Source organism: Vibrio vulnificus CMCP6, assembly GCF_000039765.1.
In the GTDB taxonomy this organism is placed as follows: Bacteria; Pseudomonadota; Gammaproteobacteria; order Enterobacterales; family Vibrionaceae; genus Vibrio; species Vibrio vulnificus_B.
In genome coordinates this window covers 978,383-1,001,574 of record NC_004459.3, presented here as the reverse complement: position 1 = coordinate 1,001,574, position 23,192 = coordinate 978,383, and the positions used below count along the sequence as shown (strand labels likewise).

Annotated in this window: 18 protein-coding genes and 1 rRNA gene; 11 read left to right on the top strand and 8 right to left on the bottom strand. The window is 47.9% G+C overall.

Annotated elements, in window-relative coordinates; all coding sequences use genetic code 11:
• The first annotated feature begins 18 nt into the window (after positions 1–18).
• Together gyrB and VV1_RS04755 are read left to right on the top strand one after the other, a co-directional pair.
• Positions 19–2,436 carry a DNA topoisomerase (ATP-hydrolyzing) subunit B gene (gene gyrB, locus VV1_RS04760; RefSeq protein WP_011079032.1) on the top strand — a complete coding sequence of 806 codons (2,418 nt, stop codon included), beginning with the start codon at positions 19–21 and terminating at the stop codon, positions 2,434–2,436.
• A gap of 435 nt (positions 2,437–2,871) precedes the next feature.
• Positions 2,872–3,306 (top strand): Hsp20 family protein, encoded by a 435-nt coding sequence (locus VV1_RS04755; RefSeq protein ID WP_011079031.1) that lies wholly within the window; start codon positions 2,872–2,874, stop codon positions 3,304–3,306.
• Here the strand turns inward: VV1_RS04755 and VV1_RS04750 are convergent.
• Both VV1_RS04750 and VV1_RS04745 read right to left on the bottom strand, forming a co-directional pair.
• Positions 3,287–5,530: a bifunctional diguanylate cyclase/phosphodiesterase gene (locus tag VV1_RS04750; protein WP_243742142.1), complete on the bottom strand. Its 2,244-nt coding sequence runs from the start codon at positions 5,528–5,530 to the stop codon at positions 3,287–3,289. The genes VV1_RS04755 and VV1_RS04750 overlap by 20 nt on opposite strands.
• Before the next feature lie 37 nt (positions 5,531–5,567).
• Complete coding sequence (locus VV1_RS04745) at positions 5,568–6,824, bottom strand: valine--pyruvate transaminase (RefSeq protein ID WP_011079029.1); 1,257 nt, start codon at positions 6,822–6,824, stop codon at positions 5,568–5,570.
• 298 nt (positions 6,825–7,122) lie between these two features.
• Here VV1_RS04745 and VV1_RS04740 point away from each other — a divergent pair, with 298 nt between their 5' ends.
• Complete coding sequence (locus VV1_RS04740; protein WP_011079028.1) at positions 7,123–7,485, top strand: hypothetical protein; 363 nt, start codon at positions 7,123–7,125, stop codon at positions 7,483–7,485.
• Positions 7,486–7,566: 81 nt separating this feature from the next.
• Here VV1_RS04740 and glyS read toward each other — a convergent pair whose 3' ends face one another.
• The gene (gene glyS / locus VV1_RS04735) at positions 7,567–9,648 is read right to left on the bottom strand and encodes a glycine--tRNA ligase subunit beta (protein WP_011079027.1); all 2,082 of its coding nucleotides are present in this window, start codon (positions 9,646–9,648) and stop codon (positions 7,567–7,569) included.
• A 13-nt stretch (positions 9,649–9,661) separates the two neighbouring features.
• Positions 9,662–10,579, bottom strand: coding sequence for a glycine--tRNA ligase subunit alpha (gene glyQ, locus VV1_RS04730; RefSeq protein ID WP_011079026.1), 918 nt, complete (start codon positions 10,577–10,579; stop codon positions 9,662–9,664).
• Between the two features lie 480 nt (positions 10,580–11,059).
• On the opposite strand from glyQ, the gene VV1_RS04725 reads away from it, so the two are divergent.
• On the top strand, positions 11,060–11,614 hold the full coding sequence (locus tag VV1_RS04725) for a TMEM165/GDT1 family protein (protein WP_011079025.1): 555 nt from the start codon (positions 11,060–11,062) through the stop codon (positions 11,612–11,614).
• Positions 11,615–11,773: 159 nt separating this feature from the next.
• On the top strand, positions 11,774–12,034 hold the full coding sequence (locus tag VV1_RS04720) for a hypothetical protein (protein WP_011079024.1): 261 nt from the start codon (positions 11,774–11,776) through the stop codon (positions 12,032–12,034).
• Positions 12,035–12,074: 40 nt separating this feature from the next.
• Here VV1_RS04720 and tusA read toward each other — a convergent pair whose 3' ends face one another.
• The gene (gene tusA / locus VV1_RS04715) at positions 12,075–12,320 is read right to left on the bottom strand and encodes a sulfurtransferase TusA (protein ID WP_011079023.1); all 246 of its coding nucleotides are present in this window, start codon (positions 12,318–12,320) and stop codon (positions 12,075–12,077) included.
• Positions 12,321–12,451: 131 nt separating this feature from the next.
• Between tusA and VV1_RS04710 the strand changes: the two genes are divergently transcribed.
• Both VV1_RS04710 and VV1_RS04705 read left to right on the top strand, forming a co-directional pair.
• A complete protein-coding gene (locus VV1_RS04710; RefSeq protein ID WP_011079022.1) occupies positions 12,452–12,637 on the top strand; it encodes a hypothetical protein in 186 nt (61 codons plus the stop codon).
• A 152-nt stretch (positions 12,638–12,789) separates the two neighbouring features.
• A complete protein-coding gene (locus tag VV1_RS04705) occupies positions 12,790–13,731 on the top strand; it encodes a LysR family transcriptional regulator (RefSeq protein WP_038963351.1) in 942 nt (313 codons plus the stop codon).
• 71 nt (positions 13,732–13,802) lie between these two features.
• Here VV1_RS04705 and acuI read toward each other — a convergent pair whose 3' ends face one another.
• The 3 genes from acuI to fadB form a co-directional block, all read right to left on the bottom strand.
• Positions 13,803–14,783: an acrylyl-CoA reductase (NADPH) gene (acuI, locus tag VV1_RS04700; RefSeq protein WP_011079020.1), complete on the bottom strand. Its 981-nt coding sequence runs from the start codon at positions 14,781–14,783 to the stop codon at positions 13,803–13,805.
• A gap of 160 nt (positions 14,784–14,943) precedes the next feature.
• Positions 14,944–16,107, bottom strand: a complete 1,164-nt coding sequence (gene fadA, locus VV1_RS04695) for an acetyl-CoA C-acyltransferase FadA (RefSeq protein WP_011079019.1) — start codon at positions 16,105–16,107, stop codon at positions 14,944–14,946.
• 12 nt (positions 16,108–16,119) lie between these two features.
• Positions 16,120–18,291, bottom strand: a complete 2,172-nt coding sequence (fadB, locus tag VV1_RS04690) for a fatty acid oxidation complex subunit alpha FadB (RefSeq protein WP_011079018.1) — start codon at positions 18,289–18,291, stop codon at positions 16,120–16,122.
• Between the two features lie 247 nt (positions 18,292–18,538).
• Between fadB and VV1_RS04685 the strand changes: the two genes are divergently transcribed.
• From VV1_RS04685 to VV1_RS04670, 4 genes are all read left to right on the top strand, one after another.
• Positions 18,539–19,162 carry a YigZ family protein gene (locus VV1_RS04685; protein WP_011079017.1) on the top strand — a complete coding sequence of 208 codons (624 nt, stop codon included), beginning with the start codon at positions 18,539–18,541 and terminating at the stop codon, positions 19,160–19,162.
• Between the two features lie 45 nt (positions 19,163–19,207).
• Positions 19,208–20,665 (top strand): TrkH family potassium uptake protein, encoded by a 1,458-nt coding sequence (locus VV1_RS04680; RefSeq protein WP_011079016.1) that lies wholly within the window; start codon positions 19,208–19,210, stop codon positions 20,663–20,665.
• A 9-nt stretch (positions 20,666–20,674) separates the two neighbouring features.
• Positions 20,675–21,202, top strand: a complete 528-nt coding sequence (gene hemG, locus VV1_RS04675; RefSeq protein ID WP_043921081.1) for a menaquinone-dependent protoporphyrinogen IX dehydrogenase — start codon at positions 20,675–20,677, stop codon at positions 21,200–21,202.
• Positions 21,203–21,637: 435 nt separating this feature from the next.
• Positions 21,638–23,180 (top strand): 16S ribosomal RNA (locus VV1_RS04670).
• Positions 23,181–23,192: the final 12 nt, after the last annotated feature.

Sequence of the window (23,192 nt, the reverse complement as noted above, 5' to 3'; positions counted from 1 at the left end):
ATAATGAGAGAGTAACTCATGTCGAACAATTACGATTCATCGAGTATTAAGGTACTGAAGGGTCTGGATGCGGTACGTAAGCGTCCGGGTATGTACATCGGGGACACAGATGATGGCACCGGTCTGCACCACATGGTTTTTGAGGTGGTGGATAACTCAATTGATGAAGCCTTAGCAGGCCACTGTAAAGATATCGTAGTCACGATTCATGAGGATAACTCAGTTTCTGTTAGCGATGATGGCCGTGGTATCCCGACCGAAATGCACCCAGAAGAGAACGTGTCTGCTGCCGAAGTTATCATGACGGTACTGCACGCTGGTGGTAAGTTTGACGACAACTCTTACAAAGTGTCTGGCGGTCTTCACGGTGTAGGTGTTTCGGTGGTAAACGCACTGTCTGAAAAAGTGCTGTTGACGATTCATCGTGGTGGTCATACCCACAGCCAAACCTATCGTCATGGTGTGCCTGATGCACCGCTTGCTATCATCGGTGATACCGAAAAAACCGGTACCACGGTACGTTTCTGGCCAAGTGCTGAAACCTTCACCAACATCGAATTTCATTATGACATCCTAGCGAAGCGTCTACGTGAGCTCTCTTTCCTGAACTCTGGCGTGTCGATCAAACTGTTTGATGAGCGCGAAGAAGATAAGAAAGATCACTTCATGTATGAAGGTGGTATTCAAGCGTTCGTCACTCACTTGAACCGCAACAAAACCCCCATCCATGAAAAAGTATTCCATTTTAATGCCGAGCGTGAAGACGGTATTGCGGTTGAAGTGGCGATGCAGTGGAACGATGGTTTCCAAGAAAACATCTACTGTTTTACCAACAACATCCCACAGCGTGACGGTGGTACCCACTTAGCGGGTTTCCGCGCGGCATTGACGCGCACACTGAACAGCTACATGGACAAAGAAGGCTACTCGAAGAAAGCGAAAACCGCGACTTCTGGTGACGATGCGCGTGAAGGTTTGACCGCTGTTGTTTCAGTAAAAGTGCCGGATCCAAAATTCTCAAGCCAAACCAAAGACAAACTGGTTTCTAGTGAAGTGAAGTCCGCAGTGGAATCCTTCATGGCAGACAAACTGAACGACTTCTTGGCCGAACACCCAAGCGAAGCGAAAACCGTTTGTTCTAAGATTATCGACGCCGCACGTGCGCGTGAAGCAGCACGTAAAGCGCGTGAAATGACACGCCGTAAAGGGGCGTTAGACCTTGCTGGCCTTCCTGGTAAACTTGCTGACTGTCAGGAAAAAGATCCTGCACTGTCTGAACTTTACATAGTGGAGGGTGATTCGGCAGGCGGCTCCGCAAAACAAGGCCGTAACCGTAAGAACCAAGCAATCCTACCGCTAAAAGGTAAGATTCTAAACGTAGAAAAAGCGCGTTTCGACAAGATGCTCTCTTCTCAAGAAGTCGCAACGCTGATCACTGCACTAGGTTGTGGTATCGGTCGTGACGAGTACAACCCAGACAAACTGCGTTACCACAACATCATCATCATGACCGATGCGGACGTCGATGGTTCGCACATCCGTACGCTACTGTTGACCTTCTTCTACCGTCAAATGCCTGAGCTTATCGAGCGTGGTTACGTGTATATCGCTCAGCCACCACTGTACAAAGTGAAGAAAGGCAAACAAGAGCAGTACATTAAAGATGAAGATGCGATGAACCAGTACCAAATTTCCTTGGCATTGGATAACGCAGCACTGCACGTGAACCCAGACGCACCAGCATTGGCCGGTGAAGCACTGGAGAAACTGGTTCAGCAATACAATGCAGCGATCAAGCTGGTGGATCGTATGAGCCGTCGTTACCCACGTGCACTGATTCATGAACTGATTTATGTTCCGCGTCTCAGCGAAACACAGTTTGCCGATCAAGCAGCAATGGCGGCATGGACAGAGCAACTGGTTACTCAGTTGAACGCCAAAGAAGTGGGCGCAAGCCAATACAGCTTTGAAATCGAACACGATGCAGAGCGCGGACTGTTCTCACCGAAGATTGTGGTTCGTACCCACGGTGTGATGCACGAGTACCCACTGAGCGTGGATCTGATCAACTCGAAAGAATACCAGAAACTGGCAGAGCTGGCGGATGCGCTGGACGGTTTGATCGAAGAAGGTGCGTATATTCAGCGTGGTGAACGTACTCAACCCGTGAACAGCTTTGCAAGTGCGCTTGAGTGGCTGATTAAGGAATCTCGTCGTGGTTTGAGCCTACAACGCTACAAAGGTTTGGGTGAGATGAACCCAGATCAGCTTTGGGAAACCACCATGGATCCAGAAACTCGCCGCATGATGCGTGTGACCATTGAAGATGCCGTTGGTGCGGATGAGCTGTTCACGACCTTGATGGGTGATCAAGTTGAACCACGTCGTAACTTCATCGAAGAAAACGCATTGAAAGTAGCGAACCTAGACGTGTAATCGATAAGACGCTATCAACATTAATGAAAATGCCACCTCGCAAGAGGTGGCATTTTTACTTAGGGCAGGAAAAACTGCCCTAGACCCTAGACCCTAGACCCTAGACCCTAGACCCTGACAGCACAGACTGAAAAATTCTTTTTCTGATCCCTTGAAACCCCATTTCTAGGCCTTATATCTAATTAGGAAGAGGGATGGCTAGCTTGCTCAACAAGAGAAGAACAGCACCTCTGGCATCGCTAAACCAGATCGCTCAAGAGAGGATACTGAGTTTTAGCACTCAATTTGACCCTAGATTCGACACCATGTCCCCGTCCCCAAAGTTGGGTTGTGGAGTGGACTATCGAATCCCTTAGCTCGGCGTTTTCTTGCATAAACACGCCAACAAGATAGGTTTATCTGGGCTAAGACTATTGCTTAAAAGAGGATAGGATTATGCGTAATGTAGATTTCTCACCACTATACCGTAATGCGATTGGTTTTGACCGTCTGTTCAACCTGATGGAAGCCAGCGCAGCCAAAAACAGTTCTGGCGGTTACCCTCCATACAACATTGAACAAAAAGATGAGCACAACTACCGTATTACGATGGCAGTTGCAGGTTTTTCTGAAGATCAGCTCGATTTGACGCAAAACGAAAACATGTTGATCGTGAAGGGTGAACGCAAAGCCGAAGAAGGCAAAAACTACGTTTATCAAGGCATTGCAGAGCGCGACTTTGAGCGTAAATTCCAGCTAGCGGATTACGTCAAAGTGGTGGGGGCATCGATGGAAAATGGTTTACTGCACATCGATTTGGTGCGTGAAATTCCAGAAGCGATGCAACCACGTAAGATTGCTATAGGTGGCACTAAACTGCTCGAGAATTGATGTCTGTGCTGTTAAATAGCAGCGAGTCGACTGGGGCAGGGCGACCAAACAGGTAGCCTTGCCCAAAATCACATTGAAATTGAGCAAGCAACTCTTCTTGCTCAATCTGTTCAATCCCTTCCGCTATCACCTGCATATCAAGATGATGCGCCAAAGTAATGATGCTTTGCGCGACTTTCTGATCGCCAGTATTGGAATTGATTTGGTCAATAAACGACTTATCAATTTTTAAGTAGTTGGCTGGCACGTCTTTCAAAATCGCCAATGAAGAATAGCCGGTACCAAAATCATCAATCGCTATCTGTATACCCAGTTGTTTAAACTTGAGCAAGATATTGATACAGGCCTGAATATTTTGCATCAAGGTGGTTTCGGTCAGCTCAAACTTCAGTGAATGCGCATCTACACCATACTGCTGGATAATGCCGATAAACCGTTCAAAGAGTTGAGGATCGGACAGTTGGCTGGCGGAAATGTTGATCGACACGATCGGTTTCTCTGGTGCTGCTTGTGCAATAAATTGGCAGGCTTGAGCAAGGACACAATCGCCAATCTCATTGATCAAACCACTTTGCTCTGCAAGCTCAATAAAGCTCGCGGGATAGAGTAAACCTTTCGTTGGGTGTTGCCAACGGATAAGGGCTTCATAGCAATGTATCTGGTGTGATCGAATGTCATAGATAGGTTGGTAATGAAGCACAAACTGATTTTGCTCAATGGCGATCTTCAAACTTTCAATGAGTTGGATTTTCTCATCATCTCTGAGCTTCATGAGCCTATCGAAAAAACAATACTGGTTGCGACCTTGGCTCTTGGCTTGATACATCGCAAAATCCACGTGTTGCATCAGTAGCGTGAGGTCTTGGCCATCTTGTGGAATAAGCACGACGCCGATGGAGACGGTTAGGCGATGAGAGTTCGGAATATGTTCACTCGGTTGTGATAGTGCGACAATCAGCGCAGAAAGACGCGCTTTGAGGCTGTCGATCTCTTGATATTCAAGGAGAACGGCGAACTCATCACCACTGATTCGTGTGATCGATTGTGCATCGGAAACGTGGTGGCATAAGCGTTGGGCCACGACTTTTAGCACTTGATCTCCTACATAGTGGCCCAGTTGGTCATTGATCTGTTTGAAATTATCGATATCGAGATACAACAGGGCGTGGCAATGCGCCAATGCGTCTGATTTTTGTAGAATCTGGTTAAGCACATCCGTGAATTTTCGCCGATTGTCCAATCCAGTAAGCATGTCAGTATTGGCCAGCTTTTTGAGCTGAAATGTCTTTTTTTCGACGGCATGTTGCAGCTTCTTCGGTAGTGTGACGTAGTAAAAAAAGCAAAAACTGGCGAAGCCACTGACTATTAAAGCAATGGCCAATTGAATTAACGCAGAGCCAAACAGTTGCTGGCTTTGTGGTAGACCAACGATGAGCGTCCATTGGTTGTTGGGCACGTCAATGGTGACCTGGCTGCTGATCCAGTCTTGAGATATCGACTCACCATAAAAGACATCAACTTGGTTGGTGTCGGGGTGGATGCGCGAGAGTTGAAAACGAAGGTTGTCTTTCTGTAACTCTTGAAGGTCGCTGCTGGCAATTAAGTTTTCTAACAAAATCAGCGCGGAGACAAATCCCCAAAACTCGCTTTTATCTTGCAGTTTAAGAAACACGGGTCGGCGAGCAACCATGCCTATTCCACCTTGTTTTAGGGTAAATGGGCCAGCGAGAGTGAGCTTGCCTGACTCCACGGCACTCAGCGCCTCTTTCTTTCTTGCATCGTCTTTGAGTAAGTTGTGACCAATGGCTTTTTCGTTGCCAGCGAGAGGGTAAATGAATTGAATGATGCCATTCGGTGCCAATTGAAGATTGGAGATCACTTCGCTTAAAGAGAGAATTTCTTGCGCGTATTCTTCAAAATTCTCCATGTTACCGTTGTTTTGAATCACTTCGACGGCAAGGATTTGCGTGGAGGCGATCAACGCGGTGTGCAGTTCCTTCTCTAAGTTTTTTGCTTGAGTCATCGCGACTTGACTCACCAATAGCTCTTTTTCGCGCAAATTGGCGTCGGTCACTAAATGGATAATCCACAAAGTGATTGAGAGTATTGACGCAAATAAGAGCAACGTCGCAATGAGGGGATGCTTTATATTGAGAAAGGTATTCATCCATGCACACCAAACGAAATAGAGCAAAAAGGTAAAACCGATCTGCTCATTGAACATGAGCAAACCCGTTTTCATTATTTTAAGGTATTAAAAATTAGGACTCTCTTTCAGAATAGGCACGATTGACCTCTTCAGCAATGATCGCAATGCCTTTCTGCATGAGCTCATCATCCTGCACATAGTTCATGCGCAAACACTGATGGGCATGCTCCCAATTATCTTCTTGGCCAATAAAGAAGTATTCCCCTGGCACGATCAGCACGCCTCGAGCCTTTAAGCGTTGGTACAGTTCCATGGTGGTGATAGGAAGCTCATCAAACCACAACCATAAGAAAATCGCGCCTTCCGGTTTATGGATACGGAAGCGATCATCGGGCATGGCGGCTTGGAGCAGTTCAACCGCGCGTTGCGATTTTTGTTGGTAGAACGGTTTGATCACCTCTGAGCTGAGGTGCAGTAGATCTTCCTTTTCTATCATGTAGTGACCGAGAGCAGGGCCAACGCTGCCTGGAGCGAGGCTAATAATGCCATTCATATTGGTCAGGGCTTGGGTCACGGCTTCATTCGCAATGACGATGCCACAGCGAACCCCAGGGAGCCCTAGTTTGGACAAACTCATGCACAGAATGGTGTTTTCATTCCAAAATGGTTCAACATCTTCAAAGATAATATTTGGAAAGGGCAAACCGTAGGCGTTATCAATGATGAGGGGAATCTGGTTGTCTCTGGCTAACTGATCCAACTTGCGAATTTCTTCATCTGTCAGCACGTTACCGGTTGGATTGGTTGGACGGGAGGCACAAATCGCAGCGACAGATTCATCCAGTTTGAGTTGTTCGAAATCCACGTGGTATTTGAACAAGCCATTATCGAGAAGCTCAATCTCAGGACGATAAGAGACAAAAATATCTTCATCAATCCCCGCATCGGCATAGCCGATGTATTCTGGCGCCAGCGGTAGCAAGATTTTTTTATGTGAGCCGTCGGGTTGTTGACCAGCAAAAAGATTAAACAGGTAGAAAAAGCCGCTTTGGCTGCCATTGGTCAAACTGATGTTCTTTTCACTGATATTCCAACCATAGGTCTCCTTGAGTAAGCGAGCCAGTGCTTTAACAAAGACATCTTTACCTTGAGGACCATCGTAGTTTGCCAGTGCTGCAAGCAATTCGCCGTTAGAGAGCATGTTTTCGCTGGCTTGGTGAAAGTATTCGAGCATGGCTGGGATAGCGGCAGGATTACCTCCACCGAGCATGATGGCACCTGGTGTGCGCAGACCATCATTCAAATCGTCCATTAATTGGGTTATTCCAGAATACTGATTAAACTTTTCGCCAAATTTTGAAAACTGCATTTGTTGTTATACCTAATTCATTGTGATTGCTTTTGTGTGCCTAAATGGCCAGTACGTTGCTGGCTGATAGAGTAATAGTTGAACATACCTGAATGTAACAGAGAGTAAAAGCGTGAAATTACTCGTAAGCTGAAACTTTTTCCCACGAAATCCCTCTCGGTAAAGAAGAAAAATTCAGCAAATGTAAGAGCGGATGATCCATATAACATTTTGATAAATTAGAACGCCATATGGCTTTGTTATTATGCTTACTGTGAATGTATTATGCGTGCGCATTACATAACTAAATGGAATTACAATGAAAATGAGAAAGTGCTTATTATTGACCATGTTGGCAGGCTTAACCGCGTGTAACACAATGAACTATCAAGCCAGTGCACCAACAGCAGCCCCTGAGCTGGTGGCAGTATTACAAGATGAACTAAAAGAGATCCAAGATTTAAAAGTCACCGATGAAGGCTATATTGATTACTACGTTTGGGTGCCAGAAGGTTATCAATGGGATACCCACGCAATTAAGAAAGGCGGGTACGAGTGGGCATGTGAAGATATGATCAACGCTTTGCGCCAAGGCTTTGTCGTTCGCATGGGATTCAAAGGGAAAGGTGGTCGTGAAGAGCATTATGACTTTGCTCGCTGCGAACAAGAGGCCACCAACTAAGCCGTTTGGATGCCGAGAAACAAAAAAGGGAAGCCGATGCTTCCCTTTTGCTTATCTCTTAATCACTTCAAAAGTCATGAATTACTTTTGAAGCAAAGAAATGTCAGCGATCTGTAGGAACAGGTTACGCAGGTTGTTCAGGAGCGTTAGACGGTTGGTCTTCAGTGCTTCATCATCAGCCATAACCATTACGTTATCGAAGAATGCATCCACAGGCTCACGTAGGTCAGCGAGTTTGCTTAGCGCTTCTTGATAGTTACCAGTGGCAAATGCTGGCTCAAGCGCTTCTGTCATCACTTCCACGTTTTCAGCCAGTACTTTCTCTGCGTCTTCTCGCAGTAGCGCAAGGTCGATGTCTGCTGCTAGCTCGCCATCGAATTTCGCTAGGATGTTACCGACACGTTTGTTCGCTGCCGCCAGTGCTTCTGCCGCTTCCAGTTCACGGAAGTGAGAAACCGCTTTAACACGTTGGTCAAAGTCAGCAGGTTTCGTTGGACGACGTGCCAATACCGCTTGGATGATGTCGACACTGAAGCCTTCGTCTTGGTACCAAGCGCGGAAACGACCCAGCATAAACTCAATCACTTCTTGCTCAACGTTATCGTTAGTTAAACGGCTAGTACCATCTTGTTGGGCGAACAGTGATTTCGCTTTCGCTACTAGGTCAACAAGGTCTAGGTTGTAACCGTATTCAACGATGATACGCAGTACACCGAGTGATGCGCGGCGCAGTGCAAATGGGTCAGAACCTTTTGGCGCTTGACCGATACCGAAGATACCCACGATGGTGTCGAGCTTGTCTGCCATCGCAACGGCGGAGGATACCCCATTTGATGGTAGGTCATCACCAGCGAAACGAGGCATGTATTGCTCGTTTAGTGCCACTGCTACTTCTTCCGCTTCACCGTCATGGCGAGCGTAGTGCATGCCCATCACACCTTGAGTATCGGTAAATTCGAATACCATTGATGTCATTAGGTCACATTTTGCAAGTAGACCTGCGCGTTTTGATTTTTCAACGTCCGCACCGATTTGCTCAGCAATGTAGCCAGCCAGTTCAGTGATGCGATCGGTTTTGTCTTTAATGGTGCCAAGTTGCTGTTGGAAAATCGCGTTTTCTAGCATTGGCAGACGATCGATGAGCTTGCTCTTACGGTCCGTGTTGAAGAAGAATTCCGCATCCGCAAGACGTGGACGAACTACTTTCTCGTTACCTTCAATCACATAACGAGGCTCTTTCGATTCGATGTTAGACACGAAGATGAAGTTAGGCAGTAGCTGCTTGTCTTCGGTGTAGACAGGGAAGTACTTTTGGTCACCTTTCATGGTGTAAACCAATGCTTCAGCTGGGACTTTTAGGAACTCTTCTTCGAACTTAGCGGTCAGTACCACTGGCCATTCAACCAGAGAGGTGACTTCTTCGACTAGGTCATCTTCTAGATCAGCGATACCGCCGATTGCCGCTGCTGCTTTTTGTGCGTCAGCAAGAATGATGGCTTTACGCGCTTCGTAATCTGCCATCACTTTACCGCGCTCTTCGAGGATCGATGGGTATTGCTCTGCAGATTCGATAGTGAACTCGCGCTCACCCATAAAGCGGTGACCACGGATAACGCGATCAGAGGCTACGCCTAGGATTTCACCTTGGATAAGGTCAGAACCCATGAGCATAGTCAGCGTTTTTACTGGACGGATAAATTGAGTGGTTTTGTTACCCCAACGCATAGGTTTTGCGATAGGTAGACCTGCTAGCGCTTTTGCTGCCAGCTCAACCACGATATCAGCCGTTGGTTGGCCTTTGACTTCTTGTTTGAACAGCAGCCATTCGCCTTTGTCAGTGATCATGCGCTCTGCTTGATCAACCGTGATGCCACAACCACGTGCCCAACCTTGAGCGGCTTTGGTTGCATTACCGTCTGCATCAAAAGCGGCAGAAACGGCAGGACCACGCTTTTCAACGATTTTGTCTGCTTGGTGTTCGGCTAATGCGGTGACTTTCAGTGCAAGGCGACGAGGCGCTGCGTACCATTTCACACCTTCGTGCGTTAGTTCAGCACCTTTTAGCTCTGCTTCAAAGTTTGCTGCAAATGCTTCAGCCAGAGTACGAAGTTGCGTTGGTGGCAGTTCTTCAGTACCTAGCTCGATTAAAAATTCTTTTGCCATGTTACTCTACCTCTTACGCTTGTTCTTTCTTACACATTGGGAAGCCAAGTGCTTCGCGTGATGCGTAGTATGCTTCTGCCACTGATTTAGTCAGGTTACGGATGCGCAGGATGTAGCGTTGACGTTCAGTTACTGAGATCGCTTTGCGAGCATCGAGTAGGTTGAACGCGTGAGCCGCTTTTAGAATGCGCTCGTAGGCAGGTAGAGGGAGTGGTTTTTCTAGCTCAAGCAGTTGTTGACACTCTTTCTCACATTGTTCGAAGAAGCTGAACAGGAAATCCACATCAGCGTGCTCGAAGTTGTAAGTTGATTGTTCTACTTCGTTTTGGTGGAAGATATCACCGTAAGTCACTTTGCTGCCATCAGGTGCGATGTTCCAAGTCAGATCGTAAACCGAGTCAACTTCTTGGATGTACATCGCAAGACGTTCGATACCGTAAGTGATCTCACCAGTAACCGGTTTACACTCAAGGCCGCCGACTTGTTGGAAGTAAGTAAACTGAGTCACTTCCATACCGTTTAGCCAAACTTCCCAGCCTAAACCCCAAGCGCCTAGCGTTGGGTTTTCCCAGTTGTCTTCCACGAAGCGAATGTCGTGAACCAGTGGGTCAATACCAAGAACTTCTAGAGAGCCTAGGTACAACTCTTGAATATTGTCTGGCGACGGTTTTAGCGCAACTTGGAATTGGTAGTAGTGCTGTAGACGGTTAGGGTTTTCACCGTAACGGCCATCGGTCGGACGACGAGAAGGTTGTACGTAAGCTGTCGACATTGGCTCTGGGCCAAGCGCTCGTAGACAAGTCATTGGGTGAGAGGTACCCGCACCCACTTCCATATCCAGCGGTTGAACAATGGTACAACCATTTTGAGCCCAATAATCCTGCAGCGCGAGGATCATTCCCTGGAAGGTTTTGATATCGTATTTTTGCATAAGTCAGGTTCGCGCGATTCTCTTATTACGGATTCATTCATCGAATTTGTTGGGTTTTCTGCTGCCAACAGGGGTGAATGAAGGTAATGACGGTTGAATAAAATAACGATCAAGTATACCCAGATATTCAGCATGGGAGTAGAGCTAATCTTGATTAATTCGTGGGCAATTTTCTCGTTTAATGGATTTTTACCGCGTTATCGGCTGAATTTTTCCTAAAAGGGAGTTTTTGACGGATTTCACACTTGAGATGTTGCCGTAAGCTGGCTAGAATTGCGCCTGTCTTTGGGGAGTAGCTTACTGGATGAAAAGCCATTTTCATCGAGTTCGTCCGTCAACATAATTGGTGCCAAATCACCATGGCGTTCGAGACTTGAAGCCTTTCAAGTTTAGCAAGACCTTAGACAAACAACACGAACCGGGGTGGGGCGTGGGGTTTGTCTATGGTTACTATAATTATCCCGCCCCAATGAGCATGTCGTGAGCGTTTTAGCTATTTCAATTACTACTGTCGCCTTAGCCGAAATTGGCGATAAAACCCAATTGTTGTCTCTGCTGTTAGCCAGCCGTTACCGCAAACCAATCCCAATCATTGCTGCGATCTTTTTCGCTACGATTGCCAACCATGCCTTGGCTGCTTGGCTGGGTGTCGTTGTTGCCGATTATCTTTCTCCCGACGTGTTGAAGTGGGTGGTGGTGGCCAGTTTCTTAGCCATGGCGGGATGGGTGTTGATTCCCGATAAGTTGGATGACGAAGAAGAGATCTCAAACCGAGGTCCTTTTGTGGCCAGTTTCATCGCTTTCTTTATTGCTGAAGTGGGGGATAAAACCCAAATCGCGACGTCCATTCTCGGCGCGCAGTATGCCGATGCACTGACTTGGGTTGTGTTAGGAACCACCATTGGTATGTTGCTGGCCAATGCCCCTGTGGTGCTGATTGGTAAACTGTCTGCGGATAAACTGCCACTGGCGTTAATCCGCAAAGTCACAGCAGCTCTATTTGTCGCGTTAGCGGCTGGTGCAGCTTTATTTTAAAGCGCGATGCCTAGCGAGAAAATAGAGATAAATATCAGTTAAATAACAGTCTATTATCTGATTGTCAGAGCCATCTTGCAGTAGCGTGACCTCGGACATATCCGTGTCATGATTGTCATGCTACCTTATTCTTGTGAATGATAGCGAGAGGGCTAGTTTATGCTTACACGTTACATGGGGATGACCCCAAAAAGTCAGAGTTATTTATTCACTTTTGGTTTGGCGCTCTGTTTGTTGGCAATGGTTTTAACAGATATGTGGCTACCAATTGTGGCGGGATCCTTTATTTTGACAGGATTGACTGTTGAAGCGTGGATTCGAGTCGCACACATCATTCCAATGCATGAAGAGATGCGATCGATGAAAAAGCAGTTGAATAAACTGCAATCGGAAATTCGCACTATCGAATACGACCAATAAAGAAACGGCAGCCGTGTGGCTGCCGTTTTTTTATCTCGCGTTATAAGCCTTTTTTAATCAGATACTGATAGGGTAGCTCGTCGGTTTGTGCCGCAATGAGTTGGTGATCCATAAAGCGACAAAAGCTTGGAATGTCTCTGGTGGTGGATGGATCATCCGCTTTTACCAGTAAAACCTCACCGTCTTGCATGGTTCGAATTGTCTTCCTGACCATCATTACTGGCTCTGGGCAGCGTAGTCCTTCCGCCTCTAAGGTCTTGGTCGCCAGTTCAGGATTAAAGCTCATAATGTGATTCTCTTAACTTACTTAGCGGTGAATTCTACTTTCGTAGAAAAAATATTCAATAACCACTTGGCAAAGCGATCATTTTGTTTTAACTTTAGTTAACAATTTGGTAACAACTGGCGGAGGGAGCGATGCTAACAGCATTAGATAGATTGACCATTTATTCGGTTTTGTGCTTCATCTCGTTTTGTGCACTCGTGTTCAGAACGCCAGCAGAAACCTCATTGATGCCTATTTTAGGTATGAGCGCAACCATCATCGGGATTTGGATTGAGATGCATCGATGGTCCGGTGCATCTGAAGAACAAGAGAATTAGCGCTTTTGTTAACAAACCTACGCTCACCAATTTAACGACACTTCATTCCGACACTATCCCCATTTTTCTTGGGCTTCCCCGCTGAAAGGCGGGATTTTTTTTGCCTGAAGAGTACAATTGCCATAAACATGGGCGTGGATAGGAGCTTCAACGTGGAGTTGGAAGAGATTTACCGTCGAGATCTGAATTTGCTGGTGGCGCTGCGAGTGTTAATTGAAGAAAGCAGTGTCAGCAAAGCCGCAGTGCGTTTGAATCTCAGTCAATCTGCGATGAGTCGAGTGTTGGGGCGCTTGCGCGATTTGCTTGGCGACCCGCTGTTTACGCGTGAAGGGCAGCATTTATTGCCGACTGAAAAAGCCTTGGAGATCGATCGGGCTCTCGGCGAGCCACTGGAATCGTTACGTCAATTGCTCTCTCCATCTGAGTTTGATCCTCATCTCTGCACTCAAACGTTTACCATCGCCACCACTGATTACGCGATGCAGACGATCTTGCCGTTTGCTCTGCCGAGGATCTACCAAGAAGCGCCCAATGTGTCGTTTCATTTTCTTCCTTTGCAACACGATCGCTTGGCGGATCAGTTGACGTATGAAGGGGCTGATCTGGCGATTTGCCGTCCCACAGGTCCGGTTGAACCGCTGCGTAGCGAAGTCTTGGGCCGAGTGGGGGTGCTGTGTTTGCTTTCCAAACAGCATCCGCTCGCGGGAAAAGAGATGAGCCTGGCAGATTATCTGTATTATCCCCATGCCATGATTGCCATCAGTGATGGTGTGAAAGCGCTGATCGAGCAGGCGTTAGTCGACCAACCGCAACGTAAGATGGTGCTGCGTGCCTATCATCTTGAAGCGGCACTGGCGATAGTGGACACCATGCCATTGATCATTACCGTCCCCGCCGATTTAGCCTACTTGGTCGCTGAGCGTTACGATTTGGTGGTGAAAGCGTTGCCGTTTCAGTTTACCCCGTTTGATTACTCGATGATTTGGCATCCGCGATGTGAACATTCTCCGGCTCAAGAATGGTTGCGCTCCGTCGTGCGTGAAGAGTGCAGTCGGCTGATTGCCAAACGTATTGAAGATATGGGGCTCGATTAACGCAAGCGGGCGAAAGAACAGCAAAAAGCCGAGTGTGACTCGGCTTTTTTTCGCTATTTGTACGGCAAGATCTACAGCTTGATGACCACGCGACCGGTCACTTGGCCATTGGTGATGTCTTCCGCGTATTTTGCCGCTTCTCTGAGTTCAACTTCGGTACACGCTTGTTCAAAGTAGCTTTCTGGCAGTAGCGCTACCAGTTTTTCCCACGCTGCGATGCGTTTTTCTGTTGGGCACATTACTGAGTCGATACCTTGTAGGCGAACGTTACGTAGAATGAACGGCATGACGGTGGTTGGCAGATCAAAGCCGCCCGCGAGGCCACATGCAGCGACCGCACTGTTGTAGTCCATTTGCGCTAGCACTTTTGCCAGTACTTTGCTGCCAACGGTGTCGATTGCGCCAGCCCAAATTTGTTTTTCTAGTGGGCGAGCGGGCTCTTCAAATTCAACCCGATCAATAATGCGGCTGGCGCCAAGTTGTTTGAGTAGTGGGCCGTTTTTTTCAACACGACCAGTCACCGCTGCCACTTGGTAACCGAGTTGAGCCAAGAGTGTCACGGCCACAGAGCCGACACCGCCACTTGCGCCGGTGACAAGGATTTCTCCCGCTTCTGGTTTGATATCAGCATCGAGCAGTGCTTGGACACACAGCATGGCGGTGAAACCCGCAGTACCAATCATCATTGCTTTTTTGCTGTCGATTCCTGTTGGTAGCGGCACTAACCAATCAGCGTTAAGACGCGCACGCTGCGCCATTCCGCCCCAATGATTTTCGCCGACACCCCAACCCGTGAGCACAACCTGATCCCCTGCTTGGTAGCGCCCGTCTTGTGATTCAATGACAGTACCTGCTAAGTCGATACCTGGAATCATCGGAAAGTTGCGGATGATTTTGCCTTTCCCCGTGATCGCTAAGCCATCTTTAAAGTTGAGAGATGAATAGTCAACGGCCACCAGCACGTTGCCTTCGGGTAGCTGAGACTCATCCATTTGTTCAATAGTGGCGATGGTGCGTTTTTCTTCCTGATTAAGAACTAAAGCGTGAAACATGAGATTTCTCCAGCGATTGCAGATAGGTCAAACGGGATAAGTGTAGGCGCAAGTGAACTATGAATAAAATGAAACTTTAGCATTATAGCAATGCGTTCTGTGCATAAACTAAGAGCGGCTCAAGCCGCTCTTAGTGAGTGAAGGCGTTTAACCGACAAGGTTAAGGGCGTTCAAATACCGTTGCAATGCCTTGACCTAAACCAATGCACATGGTCGCAAGGCCGTATTTGGCGTCTTTGGCTTCCATCAGGTTAATCAGAGTTGTTGAAATACGAGCCCCCGAGCAACCCAGTGGGTGACCAAGAGCGATCGCGCCACCGTTAAGGTTGACCTTCTCATCCATCACATCCAGCAGACCTAGGTCTTTCGCACACGGTAGAGATTGCGCTGCAAACGCTTCATTTAGCTCAATCACATCCATGTCTTCAATCGATAGACCGGCACGTTTAAGTGCTTTTTGCGTCGCAGGTACAGGGCCGTAACCCATGATGGACGGATCGCAACCGGCGATCGCCATGCCTTTAATACGAGCACGAATCGTCACGCCAAGCTCATTGGCTTTTTCTTCACTCATGATCAACATCGCAGATGCACCATCTGACAACGCAGAGGATGTGCCAGCAGTGACGGTGCCATTGGCCGGATCAAACACAGGGCGAAGTTGAGAAAGCCCTTCCACTGTGGTTTCTGGGCGAATCACTTCGTCATGATCCAAGGTGAACAAGGTGCCATCCGCGGCATGCCCTTCGGTGGGCAGAATTTCGTTTTTGAATCGACCTTCCATCGTTGCTGCATGCGCGCGAGCGTGAGAGCGTGCGGCAAACTCATCTTGTTGCTCACGGCTAATGCCGTGCAGCTTGCCAAGCATTTCAGCGGTTAGGCCCATCATACCCGCCGCTTTGGCAACGTGTTTCGACATGCCCGGGTGAAAATCCACACCGTGGTTCATTGGCACGTGGCCCATATGCTCAACACCGCCGATCAAACAGATCTCTGCATCACCAGTCATGATGGCGCGCGCACCATCGTGCAGCGCTTGCATCGATGAGCCACAGAGACGGTTGACCGTCACCGCGCCAATTTCAATTGGCAAACCTGCCAGCAGCGCTGCGTTTCGCGCTACGTTAAAGCCTTGTTCTAGGGTTTGTTGAACACATCCCCAATAGATATCTTCAATCTCACTTGGGTTAACTTGTGGGTTACGCGCCAGAATCCCTTTCATCAAATGGGCAGAAAGATCTTCTGCTCGAGTGTGGCGGAAGGCGCCACCTTTAGAGCGACCCATTGGCGTACGTAGACAATCGACAATTACGACATTTTTCATTGTGGGAACTCCTTAGATAGAACCTTGCTGTTGCGCGCCGTAAAAGGTTTGCCCTTTTTCAGCCATATCAATAAGCATTTGTGGAACCTGATACATAGCGCCAAGTTCAACATGCTGCTGTGCCATTGCGACAAAGTTTGCAATACCAACACTATCTAAGTAGCGGAATACACCACCACGGAAAGGAGGGAAACCAAGGCCATACACCAGCGCCATATCCGCTTCTTGCGCTGAGGCGATGATGCCTTCTTGCAAGCAAAGCACCACTTCGTTGATCATCGGAATCATCATGCGTTGGATAATGGTTTGATCATCAAAGGCTTGTTGAGCGGCACAAACAGGAGCAAGAATCGGTACGATCTCATCACTGAATGCTTTCTTCGGTTTGCCTTTCTTGTCCATGGTGTACGTGTAGAAACCGCTGCCGTTTTTCTGGCCATACTTGTTGGCTTCAAACAAGGCATCAATCGCATCGCGACCTTGTTTACCCATGCGCTCAGGGAACCCTTGCGCCATGACGGCTTGAGCGTGGTGTGCGGTATCAATACCGACCACATCCAATAAGTAAGCAGGGCCCATTGGCCAACCGAATTTACGTTCCATCACTTTATCGATTTGAGTGAAGTCGGCACCATCGCGCAGCAACATGCTAAAACCGCCAAAGTATGGGAACAGCACGCGGTTCACAAAGAACCCTGGGCAGTCATTGACCACTATTGGGGATTTGCCCATTTTGGCTGCGTAAGCAACGACACGGTTGATGGTTTCATCGGAGGTGTGTTCGCCACGAATGATTTCGACTAAAGGCATGCGATGCACTGGGTTGAAGAAGTGCATACCACAGAAGTTCTCTGGTCGTTTGAGTGATTTGGCCAGCAAGTTAATTGGAATGGTCGAGGTGTTCGAGGTGAGAACGGTCTCTTCGCTCACTTGCTCTTCCACTTCACTTAACACGGCTGCTTTCACTTTCGGGTTTTCGACCACGGCTTCAACAATGATATCGGCGTTATCGATGCCCGCGTAGTGAAGGCTTGGTGTAATAGAAGCGAGAATGCCGGCCATTTTAAAGCCATCAATCTTGCCACGTTCAAGCTGTTTATTGAGTAGCTTTGACGCTTCCGTCATGCCCAGATCCAGTGATGCTTGGGCGATGTCTTTCATGATCACGGGCACACCTTTGAGAGCAGATTGGTAGGCTATGCCGCCCCCCATAATACCTGCGCCCAGCACTGCTGCACGTTGGGTCTCTTTATTGGCGGATTTTGCTGCTTTCTTCGCGATGCCTTTGATGTATTGGTCATTGAGGAAAAGACCCACCAAGGCCTTGGCTTCTTCTGACTTCGCCAGTTTAACGAAATGTTTTCTTTCGATGTCTAACGCTTGATTGCGTGCAAAACGGGCACCTTCTTCAATCGTGACAACGGCGGTCATTGGTGCAGGGTAGTGGGGCCCTGCTACTTGAGCCACCAAGCCTTTGGCCATGGTGAAACTCATCATCGCTTCGAGTTTGCTTAGCGTTAACGCTGAGGTTTTTTGCTGGCGACGTGCTTTCCAGTCAATTTTTTCATTGATGGCATCGGTGAGTGTTTGCAGGGCGGATGCGTAGAGGCGATCGGAATCGACGACAGCATCAAGCAAACCAATTTTTAGAGCTTCCTCTGCACGGCAAGCTTTGCCTTGAGTGATGATTTCCATGGCGCTGTCTGCGCCGATCACGCGCGGCAAACGCACACAACCGCCAAAGCCAGGCATAATGCCGAGTTTGGTTTCAGGAAGACCAATGCTGGTGGTTTTATCACCAATGCGTAAATCGGTAGCAAGTACACACTCACATCCACCGCCTAAGGTATGCCCTTTGACAACCGCGACAGTCGGAACGGGCAAATCTTCCAATTTATTGAAGATGCTATTGGCAAATTGAAGCCATTGGTCGAGCTCTTCTTCTGGCTTGGCAAACAGTCCTAAAAACTCAGTGATATCTGCTCCGACAATAAAGGCTTCTTTGTCTGATGTAAGCATTACGCCTTTCAGACCGGAGTGAGCGGTGAGCGCATCAAGCGCTTTGTCGAGTGAAGCAAGGGTTGCTAGATCGAGCTTATTGACGGAATTTGGCGCGCAGAAAAGGATTTCTGCCACTCCATCTTGTACTTCCTTTACCTGTAGGGTTTCGGCTTGGTAAATCATTGTCTATCTCCATGACATACAATCTTGGATTGTCTGTATACCTAAGGCGCACATTCGCCGATGTAGGTATAGTGGAAAGTGTTGTATTTATATTCTGGTTAGACCAGTTTGCTTAGTGTGGACCTCGGATTGTCTAATTTCAATACATTTTTTAAACAAGTGTTTAACATTGTGCGTTAAAGCAGATCTTATGCACTCTGAATAGGGGCATGCTACACTTGCCGTTCTTGTTGATAGTGCGAATGTCATGAACGAAAATCCATACCTCATCCCAGCCCAAGCGGTTCAATTTGAAGAAGAAATCAAAAAGAGTCTCTTTATTACTTATCTTGCTCATACCCCGACGATAGAGGCGGCAAAAGCTTTTGTAGAGAGGATTAAAACGCAACATGCCGATGCGCGTCATAACTGTTGGGCGTTTGTTGCTGGGCGACCAGAGGATTCAATGAAGTGGGGTTTTAGTGATGATGGCGAGCCATCTGGTACAGCTGGAAAGCCGATTTTGGCGCAGCTCTCTGGGTCGGGTGTTGGTGAGATCACCGCAGTCGTAACACGATATTATGGTGGTATTCGCCTTGGCACCGGTGGATTGGTGAAAGCGTATGGCGGTGGCGTGCAGCAGGCGCTCAAGCTGCTTCAAACAATTGAGAAAAAAATAACCACAAAACTCAGACTGGAGTTAGACTATGCGTTCGTACCAATTGCGCAATCTATAATGCAGCAATTCAACGCTGTTGAGGTTGACGCTCAATACAGTGAGAGCGTCGTGCTGGTGGTTGAACTGGAAGTGAGAAACGTGGAGATGTTTACTCAAACCATGATCAACAAAAGCAGTGCAAAAGCGCTCGTGACGCCTTATATCGGGAAATAACAATAACAACTAGGAAGTCTGTCGACTTTATTGATTCAATCACCCATGCAATTTCGTTCAATTATCCGTATTGTCGGGCTGTTGCTCGCACTCTTCAGTGTCACTATGCTTGCGCCCGCGTTGGTGGCGCTTATTTATCGCGATGGTGCGGGTGTTCCTTTTGTTACGACCTTTTTTGTGCTGCTGTTTTGCGGCACCGTGTGTTGGTTTCCAAACCGTAGGCATAAACACGAACTCAAAGCGCGCGATGGCTTTTTAATTGTGGTGCTGTTTTGGACCGTACTCGGCAGTGCTGGTGCGTTGCCCTTCCTGATCGCTGATAACCCCAGTATTTCGATCACCGATGCGTTTTTCGAATCCTTCTCCGCGCTGACCACCACGGGTGCGACGGTTATCGTCGGTTTAGATGAACTGCCCAAAGCGATTTTGTTCTATCGCCAGATACTGCAATGGTTTGGCGGTATGGGGATCATCGTGCTGGCGGTCGCGATTTTGCCGGTTCTCGGCATCGGTGGCATGCAGTTGTATCGTGCTGAAATTCCTGGTCCAGTCAAAGACAGTAAAATGACCCCGCGTATTGCAGAAACGGCTAAAGCGCTGTGGTATATCTATTTGAGCCTGACTATCGCTTGTGCGGGAGCTTTCTGGTTGGCGGGAATGACGCCGTTTGATGCGATTAGCCATAGTTTCTCGACCATCGCGATTGGTGGCTTTTCTACCCACGACGCCAGTATGGGGTATTTCGATAGCTATGCGATTAACTTAATCACGGTTATCTTCCTGCTGATCTCGGCATGTAACTACTCACTTCACTTTGCCGCCTTTGCCTCTGGCGGTGTTCATCCAAAATATTATTGGAAAGACCCAGAGTTTAGAGCGTTTATCTTTATTCAAGCACTGCTGTTTGTCATTTGCTTTTTATTATTGTTGGCACACCATTCTTACGACTCCATTTACGATGCCTTCGACCAAGCGTTGTTCCAAACAGTCTCCATCTCAACGACTGCGGGTTTCACCACCACGGGATTTTCAGATTGGCCACTATTTCTACCCGTGTTACTGCTGTTCTCCTCTTTTATTGGCGGATGTGCAGGCTCAACCGGTGGTGGTATGAAAGTTATTCGGATTTTATTGCTCACGTTGCAAGGTGCGCGTGAACTTAAGCGTTTAGTTCACCCTAGAGCGGTCTACACCATCAAAGTGGGTGGCAATGCTCTGTCGCAACGTGTGGTGGATGCGGTGTGGGGATTCTTCTCCGCTTATGCATTGGTGTTCGTCGTTTGTATGCTCGCACTTATTGCGACAGGAATGGACGAACTTACCGCTTTTTCAGCCGTCGCAGCGACGCTAAACAACCTAGGCCCAGGCTTGGGGGAAGTTGCAGTGCATTTTGCGGATGTGAACGATAAAGCCAAATGGGTTTTGGTGGTGTCTATGCTCTTTGGTCGTTTAGAAATCTTTACCTTACTTATATTGCTAACCCCTACGTTTTGGCGCAGTTAAGGAGAAATGATAGTGAAAGCCCTATTTCTTTATTCTTCCCGTGAGGGGCAGACCAAGAAAATCCTTCAATATATAGAAGAACAGTTACCGAGCTATCAATGTGATGTGAAGAATCTACATGACATCGATACGGTGGATTTTTCTGTTTATGACAAAGTGCTGATTGGCGCGTCGATTCGCTATGGTCATTTGAATCAAAAGCTCTATCAATTTATCCAGCATAACCTAACTCAGTTGAATGAACATAAAGTGGCGTTCTTTTGCGTCAACCTAACCGCAAGAAAAGAAGAGCAAGGGAAAGATACGCCAGAGGGAAGCGCTTATATTCGAACATTTCTTAAAAAGTCTCCTTGGCAGCCTAACCTAATCGGTGTTTTCGCTGGCGCGCTCTATTATCCCAGATATAACTGGTTTGATAGAAATATGATCAAACTCATCATGACATTAACTGGCGGAGAGACGGACACCAGTAAAGAAGTGGAGTACACCAACTGGAAGAAAGTACGCCAATTCTCTGAGAAGTTTGCTTGTTTGTAGAAATAACCTGCACTTTTTGCTTGTTTTGACTCTTTTTTAAACGAACGATAGAAAAATCAAAAAAAAACGTGAAAAAGGGCTTGCCAACGTGACGCCGATCTCTATAATGCCCCCTCGCTGACACGGCAAGGCTTCGAAAGAAACCAGAGTCTATCAGTCAAGGCATTTAGCCAGGTGAATCACCTGAAAAAAGTTTTGAAAAAAGTGGTTGACACTAAAACTTAACTCGCTAAAATAGCCGCCTCTTCCGAAGTGATGCGATTCACAAAAGAAGAAAGCTCTTTAACAATATAAACCTATCAATCTGTGTGGGCACTCGTTGATGATAATCCAAAAGATTTATCAATGAACTGAGTGACCAAAACGATACTAAGTATCGGCACAGTCAATTTATTCAGTATTCATTGAGCCGAAGCGAAAGCTTCAAAAAACTTTTAATTGAAGAGTTTGATCATGGCTCAGATTGAACGCTGGCGGCAGGCCTAACACATGCAAGTCGAGCGGCAGCACAGAGAAACTTGTTTCTCGGGTGGCGAGCGGCGGACGGGTGAGTAATGCCTGGGAAATTGCCCTGATGTGGGGGATAACCATTGGAAACGATGGCTAATACCGCATGATGCCTACGGGCCAAAGAGGGGGACCTTCGGGCCTCTCGCGTCAGGATATGCCCAGGTGGGATTAGCTAGTTGGTGAGGTAAGGGCTCACCAAGGCGACGATCCCTAGCTGGTCTGAGAGGATGATCAGCCACACTGGAACTGAGACACGGTCCAGACTCCTACGGGAGGCAGCAGTGGGGAATATTGCACAATGGGCGCAAGCCTGATGCAGCCATGCCGCGTGTGTGAAGAAGGCCTTCGGGTTGTAAAGCACTTTCAGTTGTGAGGAAGGTGGTGTCGTTAATAGCGGCATCATTTGACGTTAGCAACAGAAGAAGCACCGGCTAACTCCGTGCCAGCAGCCGCGGTAATACGGAGGGTGCGAGCGTTAATCGGAATTACTGGGCGTAAAGCGCATGCAGGTGGTTTGTTAAGTCAGATGTGAAAGCCCGGGGCTCAACCTCGGAACTGCATTTGAAACTGGCAGACTAGAGTACTGTAGAGGGGGGTAGAATTTCAGGTGTAGCGGTGAAATGCGTAGAGATCTGAAGGAATACCGGTGGCGAAGGCGGCCCCCTGGACAGATACTGACACTCAGATGCGAAAGCGTGGGGAGCAAACAGGATTAGATACCCTGGTAGTCCACGCTGTAAACGATGTCTACTTGGAGGTTGTGGCCTTGAGCCGTGGCTTTCGGAGCTAACGCGTTAAGTAGACCGCCTGGGGAGTACGGTCGCAAGATTAAAACTCAAATGAATTGACGGGGGCCCGCACAAGCGGTGGAGCATGTGGTTTAATTCGATGCAACGCGAAGAACCTTACCTACTCTTGACATCCAGAGAATCTAGCGGAGACGCTGGAGTGCCTTCGGGAACTCTGAGACAGGTGCTGCATGGCTGTCGTCAGCTCGTGTTGTGAAATGTTGGGTTAAGTCCCGCAACGAGCGCAACCCTTATCCTTGTTTGCCAGCGAGTAATGTCGGGAACTCCAGGGAGACTGCCGGTGATAAACCGGAGGAAGGTGGGGACGACGTCAAGTCATCATGGCCCTTACGAGTAGGGCTACACACGTGCTACAATGGCGCATACAGAGGGCGGCCAACTTGCGAAAGTGAGCGAATCCCAAAAAGTGCGTCGTAGTCCGGATTGGAGTCTGCAACTCGACTCCATGAAGTCGGAATCGCTAGTAATCGTGGATCAGAATGCCACGGTGAATACGTTCCCGGGCCTTGTACACACCGCCCGTCACACCATGGGAGTGGGCTGCAAAAGAAGTGGGTAGTTTAACCTTCGGGAGGACGCTCACCACTTTGTGGTTCATGACTGGGGTGAAGTCGTAACAAGGTAGCGCTAGGGGAACCTGGCGCTGGATCACCTCCTTATACGATGATTAT